Here is a 10,093-nt window from a genome sequence, read left to right as displayed (position 1 = left end):
ATCGAGGAATATAACCAGCATCGTTATCAATGGGGCTTAAATAAAATGACCCCGGTGCAATACCGGGGTCATTTACTAGCCGCATAGGCGCTTTTTAAACTGTCCGTAAATCGGGGCACAGTTCACTTTTTGAGTGCCGGGTTTTTTTATTCGGGGAGTCTGCCGAAATCGAGGAAGCAACCATCGAAAATGGGGAAACAAACCTGAGATTGGTGGAAACGGGAAGCCGAATCGGGAAAAGGGTAGGGGACTTTGAAGACAGATTAGCTGGAAAAAAAGAAAGAACTGGACTGCAGGCGAGCTTTTTACAAAAGTTCTATTTCAAAACACAGTGCTTGCTGCTGTGAATCTTCAAACCACTTCATCCCAGCCTATCTTGCAGGTTTTCCGAGGCACCTTCCGGGAAGCTCTATCACCTCGAGTGGTTTTGTATTCTATGGAAATAGTATAAGATAGAGTAAGCAAAAATGATGGGAGCTTTTGTCATGCAAGTACTCTATAAATCTTTGATATTGGGAATGGCCGCCGGCATTCAGGGAATCGCGATGACCTTTTTTCTGTTTCCCCATTTTATACCGTCTGGCGGCGCTGCAAGTCTGGCAGTACTATTTAATTTTCTGATGAATACACCTTATTCGGTCACATTGTGGGTGCTGAACGCTGGCCTGCTCTTTGCAGCGGCAAAGTGGCTGGGGAAAAGCAGTGTAATCTGGACGCTCTATTGTGTATCGGTCACTTCCATAACGATCGATCTTCTGACTCGCTTAGCATTAGAACCGCTTAATCCGGTCCTTTTGGACTTGCTGCTGGGTGCTGTCATTTTTGGAGTAGGAGTCGGCATCCTATTCCGAATGGGGGCTTCCTCCGGCGGCATGGATATCCTTGCATTAATCATCTCCAAAGCAAGGGGAAGTGCGCCGGGACGGACATTATTTTACATAAACGGCAGTCTGCTGCTTCTTACGGCAGTGGTCGTGGACTGGAAGGTCATTGTATATGCCGTGATCTGCCAGATGATCGGGACACGGATGATTGATCTTCTTTACAGGCTTGATATGAAAATACTGGCGGAGAAATATAAGATTCATTATTAAAGGAAAGGCCGTATGGTCTTTTCTTTTTTTTTTGAAAAATAATTACCCATCAGAAAGAACAGCCACAAGTGCAAAGGTGAAGAAAGGACAATGGAAGAGATGTAAGGGAGAATATCTATGAAGCGGTTGAACAGCTAGGAGATGAAGGCTGTCTTGGCTGTGCTGGCGGGTGTTTTTTCAAGCCTTATTTTCTTGTGATGACCCCGCTGTACTTTTTTCTGACATAGAAAGGACAGGGCGTGGGCCCTGTCCTTTAATTTACAATGAGTTATGCATTACATCAGAGAGTAAACCCTCATCAGCGAATGCTCGCTCGATTTATCCGGTGTTCCTTCCGGGCTGCCGCAGTTGCATGAAGCCGGATTTCTTCATCTGTTAAGGGGATGACTTTCGGAACCGGAACCGGCTTCCCATTGTCATCGACCGCAACCATGGTCAGGAAGGATTCGGTCGTCAGTGTGCTTTTGCCTGTCAGGAGGTTCGTAGACGTGACTTTCACGTAAATCTCCATTGAGGTCCGTCCTGTGGAAGTGACATAGGCTTCCAGACTTAAAGCATCCCCAACTTTAGCGGAAGAGAGGAAATCGACCGAGTCAATCGAGGCAGTCACGACCGCGCTGTTGGCATGCTTCATGGCTGCCAGTGCCGCAATTTCGTCAATATAGGCCAGCACCTTTCCGCCAAATATCGTCTGCAGGTGGTTCGTGTCAGGCGGAAGGACCAATCGGGTTTGGATGGTTTTCGACACTTCCGTTGAGTGGGAATTCTCTGAAGTTTCCGCTTCATTCCATTGCGCCAACAGCTTTTCCCTGGCCTGGCGTGCGGCATCCACCATCACAGCCAGTGCCCCGGTGGCTTCTGTTATGCCGCGTGTTTTCAGACCGCAGTCCGGGTTAATCCAGAACAGCCTTGGATTCAGGACCTTTAGTGCCCGATCAATATTCCGGGTCATTTCCTCCACATTTGGTACACGCGGACTGTGAATATCATAAATGCCAAGTCCAATTCCTTTTGAATAGACGCTTTCCTCAAATGCCCCAATCAGCTCGCCATGGCTTCTGGACGTTTCGATGGAGATGACATCTGCATCCAGCGCATCAATAGCTTCGATAATATCTTTGAAATTGGAGTAGCACATATGGGTATGGATTTGGGTAGCATTTTTCACAGATGCCGTAGCCAATTTAAAGGCATCCACAGCTGCATGCAGGTAACTGTCCCAATTTCTCCTTTTTAAAGGAAGTCCTTCTCTGAGGGCGGGCTCATCCACCTGGATCATCCGGATTCCATGCTCCTCAAGGTTTTTAATCTCTTTCCTTAATGCCAGAGCAATCTGCTTTGCCACTGCATAGCGGGGGATATCATTCCGGACAAATGACCAATTCAGAATGGTGATTGGTCCAGTCAGCATCCCTTTTACCGGCTTGGATGTCAGCGACTGCGCGTAGATGGATTCTTTCAGGGTCATCGGTGCCTTAAAAAAAACATCCCCATAAATGATCGGCGGTTTGACACACCGTGATCCATAGGATTGCACCCATCCCCATTTCGTGAATTGAAAGCCGCCCAGCTTCTCTCCGAAATATTCAACCATGTCAGTCCGCTCGAATTCCCCGTGGACAAGTACATCCAGTCCCAAATCCTCCTGAATGCTGATCCACTTTTTGATCTCATTTTGAATAAATTGTTCATAGGCCTCATGTGTGATCTCACCTTTCCTCCATTTAAGGCGCTCTTTCCGGACCTCAGGTGTCTGCGGAAGGCTGCCGATGGTGGTTGTTGGAAGAATCGGCAGCTTAAAGGCAGCTTCCTGCGCCTGATGCCGGACTTCAAACGGAGCGGACCGTTCCCTGTTCAATGCCTGAAGGTTCTCCATTTTCTCTCTTACCTCCTGGTACTGGCGTTCGGATAGGTCCCCGAATGTTCGGATGGCAGATGAGCTTGCGGCTATTTCGTCGGCCGCTTTCTCTCTGCCGCCTTGAAGCCCATCTGAAAGAATGCCGATTTCCCGCAGTTTTTCATCCGCGAAAGAGAGGCTGTTTTTTAATACAGGATGCAGTTTTTCCTCATTTTTAACTGTTACCGGAACATGCAGGAGAGAAGAAGCTGGCTGGACAATCAGGTTCGCAGCGTATTCGGAAACTTCCTCCAGCAGCCTGAAGCATTTCTCCAAATCGGCTCTCCAAATATTGCGGCCATCAATCACGCCGGCGGCCAGGGTTTTATCCTTTGGAAATCCATATTTCTTTAGGGCTTCCAGGTTCTGGCCATTATCATGGACAAAATCCAAGCCGACTCCTTGAACAGGGAGGGAGACTACTTCTTCAAAGAAATCCACCGAATCAAAATAAGTCTGCAGAGTCAGATTGATGCCCGGGGCTGCTTCGCTTAATAGCCCATACACATCTTTAAAGAGCTGGATATCTTCATGAGTGAGCGTGCTGCATAGAATCGGCTCATCCATCTGCACCCATTCAGCACCGGCTTCCTCAAGTTCTTTGAGTATCTGGGCATACAAAGGCACAAACAGGTGCACCATTTGCACGAATTCGGCCTTTGTATAGCCTTTCGCTAATTTGACAAAGGAGATGGGGCCGATGATGACCGGTTTGCCTGTGATGCCGAGCTTTTGCTTCGCTTCTTTAAAGAACTGGAGCGGCCGATTTTCAGAAAGGAAAGGAGTATGCTGGTCCAGCTCCGGAACGATATAATGGTAGTTGGTATTAAACCATTTCGTCATTTCACATGCAACAGCAGAAGCATTTCCCCGGGCCATATCAAAATAGGTCTCCAGTGTGACCTTGCCGCCGTTATAGTGGAAACGCTTTGGCACCAGCCCAAACATAACTGCCGTATCCAGCATGTGATCGTACATGCTCCAGTCGCCGACAGGCACCAGATCAATGCCCTGCTCAAGTTGTTTTTTCAGATGATTCAGGCGCAGCTCCTCCATGTGCTTTAAGAAATCTTCTTTTTCAGTGACGCCCTTCCAAAACTGCTCCAGCGCCTTTTTCCATTCTCTCTGTTCTCCAATACGCGGATATCCTAAACTCGAACTCTTCACTTTACTCAATCTGACAACACTCCCGTCCTTTTTCTCTGTAAAATAAAAAATCTCTCTTTTCAATGAAAAGAGAGATAGTTGTGCATAGTTAAATAGAGTCGGGGCTTCCCCAACTTGCTTATCTCACTCCTCTCTATATACCCGTAGAGTACAAGTGCATACAACAGGCAGGTCTCCTGGCTCTGGTTCACCGCAGCTTAACCCTTCCCATTTCAGATGAAACAGTGGTTTGATATAAGCAGCTCCCCAATACAGTGGCGGGACCGCGCCGGCTTTTACCGGTCTTCCCTTTTAACTGAACAAGTTCGTTCAGCACCTGAAGCATTTGTTATGAAGTTGTCTGGTTTGCGGACGAATCAAAAAGATCTGAAAAAATTTAATAAATTTAAATTTAAAGAAAATACTAGCATGGGATTCTGATGCTGTCAAAAGGTTTTTAGTACAAAACTCTCCACAAATAAAAAGTAGCGTATGCTTCCCAATTCTTCCAGCGGGCAGAATATCTCAGAATTTCCTCTCTCTTAGGCTTTCTTTCAAAGCCAGAGATCACTTTTATCGCATTATGCAGGCCGACAGCATCGATAGGAAAAGCGTTCGGGAAGCGGAGGCACCTCATGAGGACATAATGGGCGGTCCAGGGTCCGATGCCGCGTATTTTGGTCAGCTTTTTTTCTGCAGTTTTTACATCTTCTTTAAGCAGCTCCTCTTTTAAAAGCTCACCGTTTGCAATTAAGCGTGCCACATCAATAAGATATTCACATTTTTTTACCGTCATTTTTAGGTCGGACAGATCTTCGATGGTTAACCCGGCAATCGTTTCCGCTGCAGGGAAGAGCCAGTATTTACTCCCCCCGTACTCCAGCGACTCTCCATATTTTTCAACGAGCCTCCGCTTCAGTGTATATGCATATGTAAGGTTAATCTGCTGCCCAAGGATTCCCCAAGCAAGAGCTTCGAATAAATCAGGAATGCCCATAACTCTCAGTCCAAAAAATTGCTCTGCAGGCATCTTCAGCAGTCGGTCAGTTTTTGCCATCTCATAAAAGGGGGTAAGGCTGGTTCCAAGGTCGAACCAATCATGAATATATGCTGCAATCTCCGTTTTCATTTGATGCGTGACAGGCTTATGATTCCTGACAGATAGGAGCTGATCTGACGCGCTTATTTCCAGCAGCAGCTTTTCATCTCTGAGGGAAATGGCGCGTCTAATCGTCTCGCCGGAAATCTCATAAAGGCATTCACTTGCCGATCTTGTTAAATATTGCAGGTTTTCAGCAAAGCTGAATTCAGACGGAGTGAAAAGTACCAGGCCATTTTTATCATCTTTCCAGTTAACAAATTGAAAGCTCATTTTGATTCCCCCTTTTCTTTATTATAAGTCCTCAGGATTACGTTATCTTGCGTTTATATATAGGAAATGGCTGAGGATGAATCTTTTTTGTGTATACTTTTTATCAGAGGTGAGCGCATGTGGCTTATGAAGAGATTCCAAAAGAATACTGGACCGCAATAAAGGATTGCGACAAATCCTATGATGATCTCTTTCTTTATGGCGTTAAGACGACAGGGATATTCTGCAGGCCATCATGCCGTTCGAGAGTCCCGAATATTGGCAATGTCGCTATTTTTAAAGATGCTGATCAAGCACTGGCAGAAAATTTCAGACCGTGCAAGCGCTGTAAACCGGAAGGGATCAGCCTGCCTGCAGAAGAATGGATTAGACAAATAACCGGGTGGATCGATCAGCATTATAAAGACTCTATTACATTACATCAATTGGGGGATCTTTTTCATGGAAGTCCCTATCATTTGCAGCGGGTGTTCAAACGGGTCACCGGGAAGTCGCCTACAGAATATATTCAGGATCTCCGGCTCGAAAAAGCCGTTCATCTGCTGAAGGACGGGGAACAATCCATAGCCGATGTCGGTGCATCAGCAGGATTCCCCAGCACCCCTTATTTTATCTCTTTGTTTAAAAAGAAGTTCGGCACAACGCCTGCAGCATATAGAAATAAAACAAGGGAGGAGAAAGAATGAACATTGAATGGGCGATCCTGCAGAACGGTGAATGGAGCCTTTATCTTGCGAAAACAGAAGATGGTCTCTGCTATATTGGATCTGATCCCGAGTTTAAGGAATTTGAAAGCTCCCTGGAGAAATATTTCCCAGCTGCAGTGCTTGCGGAAAATAAAGATGCATTGCAGCCATACATGCTGGAAATACAGGAATTTCTCCAGGGAAAAAGACAAATTTTTTCAATAGATTTGGATGCGAGGGGAACTCTGTTTCAAGAAGAAGTATGGGAGGCATTAGCACAAATTCCCTATGGACAAACAGTCTCTTATTCGGACATTGCAGAGAAAATAAACAGGCCGCAGGCAGTTCGGGCAGCTGGGAAAGCAATCGGTGCCAATCCCCTGTTAATCGTGGTCCCATGCCATCGTGTCATCGGCAAAAATGGTGCGATAACCGGCTACCGCGGAGGCGTTGAAATGAAGAAGACCCTGCTTGAATTGGAGAAATAAGGCTGAAGAGATGACCTCTTCGGCTTTTGTTTTTTCTGCAGCTGGAACATCCAAATGTTAAAGGGAACTTTTTCCTCCCGAGTTCGTAGAAATAGACAAAAAAACACGTTGTTCGTACAAAGGCGGAGGAGGGAAAGATATGTATGGCATTGATCCAATGTTCGGGCCTAAGTTATTGCTCTTAGTAACGGTTGTCGTTGCATCTATGTATTTCTTCGAATTGGGTTTAAGAAAGTGGCTGAAGGTTGAGAAAAAGAAGTTTTTTTCTTATAACCATATCAATGATAAACATAAAAAGGTGGATTGGACTATTCGAATAGGCTTTGTAGTGACCATCCTGTCCGGAGGCATTTTTAACATGACGAGGGATCCGATGGAATGGCTATGGTTTTTTGAACCATGGTTCCTGCTTTTTGTCTTTATCGGTGTTTCAGAAAGCGCAAGGGCTTTTATGGAGTGGAAATATGCCGAAAACCGCAGGTCTTATATAGTGACCCTTATTAATCTGGCCTTTGTTTTAATTTTGTTATTAACAGTAATTAAAACTGATTTCCTCTGGATGCTTTAGTCTATGAATGGGATCATCGAATAATTTTCAAAGATAAAATACAATTAATCTAGTATTATATATAGTAAATCAACAAAAAGGGGAAATACACAGTGGATATACAGAAAATCATTACAACTCGCCGCAATATAAAAAAATTCAAGCCGGATGCAGTGGATCATAGCTTAATTAAAACCTGGCTGGAGGCTGCAGCCATGGCACCTAACCATAAAATGACGGAGCCATGGGAAGTATTATTTGCTGGTCCGGAAACAAGGGCTCAGCTGAATCATAAAACCGATTTTGGCGGTGCCCCCGTTGTGCTGGCGATTCTCTCCAAACATGGAGCAACAGCTCTGGAACGAACTGAGAATATGGCTGCCGTATCCTGCTTTATCCAGAACTTTATGCTGATGGCATGGGAATCTGGAGTGGGCACTTTCTGGTCTTCTCTGGGCACTTCAGCTAAAGCCAGATTGACTTTAAATGTTCCTGATGATTACGATGTAGTCGGTATTCTGGGAGTAGGATTCCCTGAGGAAGTGCCAGAAGCAAAGGAACGTACACCGATTGACAAGAAGATTAAGTATTTATCATAATCATTTTAATAGGGCGCCTATCCACTGGATGGTGCTCTTTTTGTTAAAATATGGTATGATCTCGAAGTGATTGATTACTATCTTACAAGAGGAGTTTATATGAAAATCATCCAGGCTTTTATAATCATTTTAATATGGTCAATTCCTATTTTCAGTATAAGAAAAGCATATAAAAAAATGAAATATGAAGAAAAGCGGGATGTAAAGAATGAGCTGAAAAATCTCTCATTCCTCCTGCTTGTTTTTACCTGTATTGGTTTTCAGGTGTTTATTACCGGCAATATCTCAGAAATAAAACTCCTGCAGCATATAGGCGTAGGTTTAGTGTTCATCGGCTTCGTTTCAGGATGTGTGGGTACTTTTAGACAAAGACACTTTAAAAAGGGCATTGGGTTAATGTTAGCAGGTGCTGTTGGAGCAGTGATTTATTTACTCTAGATTAACGATTGCAAGAAGTTCAGGAAGGGGTGCACACGCAGCTCTTTTTTTCACGTTCTCCCTATGGCATAATTTTCTAAGACGAAGGAGTGAGAGGATGAAGAAAATATTCATTATTGAGGATGACCCGAAGATTGCGGAGCACCTGCAGACCTATTTAGTGAAATATGGCTACGAGGCTGCGGCTGCGGAACAGTTCGACGATGTAATGGCAGAGTTTCATAAGCACAAGCCGGATCTTGTCCTTTTGGATATCAATCTTCCGAGTTTTGATGGCTATTATTGGTGCAGGCAAATCCGGAAAGAATCCATATGTCCGGTTATCTTCATTTCCGCCCGGGTAGGGGAGATGGACCAGGTAATGGCGCTTGAAAATGGCGGGGATGATTTTATCACGAAGCCGTTTCACCCGGAAATTGTGATGGCGAAAATCCGTAGCCAGCTGCGCCGGGCTTACGGGGAGTATGCCTCTCAGGCACAGGAACGGATATTGGAGATAGAAGGATTAAAGCTGTTTCCGGAAAGAATGGAACTCACATTTTGTGATGAGACGGTCCAGCTGTCAAAAAAAGAAGCGGACATCATCGAAAGTCTCATGGAGCGGCACCCGCGTGTGGCCGGGCGTGAGGATCTTCTTGAAAAGCTGTGGGATGAGCAAGTTTATGTCGATGAAAATACACTGAATGTAAATATGGCGAGGGTAAGAAAAAAGTTTGAGGCGATTGGGCTTTCAGGAGCGGTTGAAACCGTGAGAGGGTCAGGCTATCGTTTGATTGTTACCTGGTGAAAGGCTGGAGAGACATGAAATTATTTTTTAAAGAGCACGCGCTATTAATTGCTGTACAGGTTGTTCAATTTTTTGTGGTTCTGGCTATTTACTGGCTTGATGGCTATCAGCGTCTATTGCCGGCTCTCTATGGCATATTTCTCGGCCTATTTTTTCTCACGGCCTACCTGTCCTACCACTATTTTAGCCGCCGCAAGTTTTATAAAAGGCTGACAAATGAGCTTTCTTCTCTTGACGATTCCTTTCAAACAACAGAAAATTCCCCCATCTCCATGGCGCTTGATGAGCTGTTGAAGGCACAGTATAAACACTATCAAACGAGAATCAAAGCGCTGGAATCCAGGCAGGACGAGCATCTGAAATTCATGGATCAATGGGTTCATCAGATGAAAACACCGCTTTCTGTCATTGAGCTGATTGCTCAAAACCTGGATGAACCGGATTCATCAAGCATCCGGGAAGAAACAGACCGGATGAAGACGGGCCTGAATACCATTCTTTATATGGCGAGACTCCGCACAATCGAACAGGATTTTCATATCAAACCCGTACAATTGTCGAAAATCATTCATGAAGTAAATGGCGAAAACAAACGGTTTTATATCCGGAACGGGGTGTATCCGAATCTTCTGCTTGAAAAAGAGGACATCATCGTAGAGACAGATGAGAAATGGCTGTTCTTTATACTTTCCCAGCTGATTCATAATGCGGTCAAGTATTCCAGGGGAAAGAGCAGCAGGGTTGATATTTCCGTCTATGAAAAAGACGGGGAAGCTGTCTTAGAAGTGAAGGATTTTGGAGCCGGGATTCCAGAGGCGGACAAACGCCGTGTTTTTGAACCCTTTTATACCGGTGAAAATGGGCGGAAGTTCAGAGAGTCCACAGGTATGGGGCTGTACTTGACGAAGGAGGCGGCCGATTACCTTGGCCATCGGATTGAACTGGAATCCACGCTTGGGGAAGGGTCCCTTTTCCGGCTGATTTTCGGAAAAACACAGAACCTTACAATCTTGTAAGGTAAGTGAAAGAAAAATCGATT

At 45.1% G+C, this 10,093-nt stretch carries 11 protein-coding genes, 1 pseudogene and 1 riboswitch; of the genes and pseudogenes, 9 read left to right on the top strand and 3 right to left on the bottom strand.

Features of this window, described 5'->3' with window-relative positions; genetic code table 11:
• Together M3205_RS25970 and M3205_RS20450 are read left to right on the top strand one after the other, a co-directional pair.
• Positions 1-87: an IS3 family transposase gene (locus M3205_RS25970; RefSeq protein WP_396105258.1), complete on the top strand. Its 87-nt coding sequence runs from the start codon at positions 1-3 to the stop codon at positions 85-87.
• A gap of 398 nt (positions 88-485) precedes the next feature.
• Positions 486-1,094: a YitT family protein gene (locus M3205_RS20450; RefSeq protein WP_251171562.1), complete on the top strand. Its 609-nt coding sequence runs from the start codon at positions 486-488 to the stop codon at positions 1,092-1,094.
• Positions 1,095-1,392: 298 nt separating this feature from the next.
• Here the strand turns inward: M3205_RS20450 and M3205_RS20445 are convergent, their stop codons facing one another.
• The 3 genes and pseudogenes from M3205_RS20445 to M3205_RS20435 all read right to left on the bottom strand — a co-directional run bounded on the left by M3205_RS20445 (position 1,393) and on the right by M3205_RS20435 (position 5,509).
• On the bottom strand, positions 1,393-1,842 hold the full coding sequence (locus tag M3205_RS20445) for an acyl-CoA thioesterase (protein WP_311315747.1): 450 nt from the start codon (positions 1,840-1,842) through the stop codon (positions 1,393-1,395).
• Positions 1,843-1,890: 48 nt separating this feature from the next.
• A pseudogene (metE, locus tag M3205_RS20440) lies at positions 1,891-4,167 on the bottom strand (5-methyltetrahydropteroyltriglutamate--homocysteine S-methyltransferase); the annotation flags it as partial.
• A 140-nt stretch (positions 4,168-4,307) separates the two neighbouring features.
• Positions 4,308-4,493: riboswitch (cobalamin riboswitch) on the bottom strand.
• Positions 4,494-4,594: 101 nt separating this feature from the next.
• Entirely contained in the window at positions 4,595-5,509 is a 915-nt protein-coding gene (locus M3205_RS20435) for a DNA-3-methyladenine glycosylase family protein (RefSeq protein WP_251171561.1), read from the bottom strand.
• A gap of 119 nt (positions 5,510-5,628) precedes the next feature.
• On the opposite strand from M3205_RS20435, the gene M3205_RS20430 reads away from it, so the two are divergent.
• The 7 genes from M3205_RS20430 (at position 5,629) to M3205_RS20400 (ending at position 10,070) form a co-directional block, all read left to right on the top strand.
• A complete protein-coding gene (locus tag M3205_RS20430; RefSeq protein ID WP_251171560.1) occupies positions 5,629-6,195 on the top strand; it encodes a bifunctional transcriptional activator/DNA repair enzyme AdaA in 567 nt (188 codons plus the stop codon).
• Positions 6,192-6,683: a methylated-DNA--[protein]-cysteine S-methyltransferase gene (locus tag M3205_RS20425; RefSeq protein WP_251171559.1), complete on the top strand. Its 492-nt coding sequence runs from the start codon at positions 6,192-6,194 to the stop codon at positions 6,681-6,683. The genes M3205_RS20430 and M3205_RS20425 overlap by 4 nt, the downstream gene beginning before the upstream one ends.
• A gap of 139 nt (positions 6,684-6,822) precedes the next feature.
• The gene (locus M3205_RS20420; RefSeq protein WP_251171558.1) at positions 6,823-7,251 is read left to right on the top strand and encodes a DUF4181 domain-containing protein; all 429 of its coding nucleotides are present in this window, start codon (positions 6,823-6,825) and stop codon (positions 7,249-7,251) included.
• A 92-nt stretch (positions 7,252-7,343) separates the two neighbouring features.
• Complete coding sequence (locus M3205_RS20415) at positions 7,344-7,829, top strand: nitroreductase family protein (RefSeq protein ID WP_251171557.1); 486 nt, start codon at positions 7,344-7,346, stop codon at positions 7,827-7,829.
• Between the two features lie 99 nt (positions 7,830-7,928).
• Positions 7,929-8,267 carry a hypothetical protein gene (locus tag M3205_RS20410; protein WP_251171556.1) on the top strand — a complete coding sequence of 113 codons (339 nt, stop codon included), beginning with the start codon at positions 7,929-7,931 and terminating at the stop codon, positions 8,265-8,267.
• Between the two features lie 97 nt (positions 8,268-8,364).
• Positions 8,365-9,054 (top strand): response regulator transcription factor, encoded by a 690-nt coding sequence (locus tag M3205_RS20405; RefSeq protein ID WP_251171555.1) that lies wholly within the window; start codon positions 8,365-8,367, stop codon positions 9,052-9,054.
• 14 nt (positions 9,055-9,068) lie between these two features.
• Positions 9,069-10,070, top strand: coding sequence for a sensor histidine kinase (locus tag M3205_RS20400; RefSeq protein ID WP_251171554.1), 1,002 nt, complete (start codon positions 9,069-9,071; stop codon positions 10,068-10,070).
• The last annotated feature ends 23 nt before the right edge of the window (positions 10,071-10,093 follow it).

It is taken from the genome of Cytobacillus firmus (genome assembly GCF_023715565.1).
Classification (GTDB): domain Bacteria; phylum Bacillota; class Bacilli; order Bacillales; family Cytobacillaceae; genus Cytobacillus; species Cytobacillus firmus_C.
The sequence above is the reverse complement of the archived record's forward strand: the minus strand, read 5'-3'. Positions and strand labels throughout refer to the sequence as shown.

Bases quoted from the DNA above. Each gene is read 5' to 3' on its own strand.
- M3205_RS20450 (WP_251171562.1), top strand. From the start codon at position 486: ATGCAAGTACTCTATAAATCTTTGATATTGGGAATGGCCGCCGGCATT.
- M3205_RS20435 (WP_251171561.1), bottom strand. From the start codon at position 5,509: ATGAGCTTTCAATTTGTTAACTGGAAAGATGATAAAAATGGCCTGGTA.
- M3205_RS20425 (WP_251171559.1), top strand. From the start codon at position 6,192: ATGAACATTGAATGGGCGATCCTGCAGAACGGTGAATGGAGCCTTTAT.
- M3205_RS20420 (WP_251171558.1), top strand. From the start codon at position 6,823: ATGTATGGCATTGATCCAATGTTCGGGCCTAAGTTATTGCTCTTAGTA.
- M3205_RS20410 (WP_251171556.1), top strand. From the start codon at position 7,929: ATGAAAATCATCCAGGCTTTTATAATCATTTTAATATGGTCAATTCCT.
- M3205_RS20405 (WP_251171555.1), top strand. From the start codon at position 8,365: ATGAAGAAAATATTCATTATTGAGGATGACCCGAAGATTGCGGAGCAC.
- M3205_RS20400 (WP_251171554.1), top strand. From the start codon at position 9,069: ATGAAATTATTTTTTAAAGAGCACGCGCTATTAATTGCTGTACAGGTT.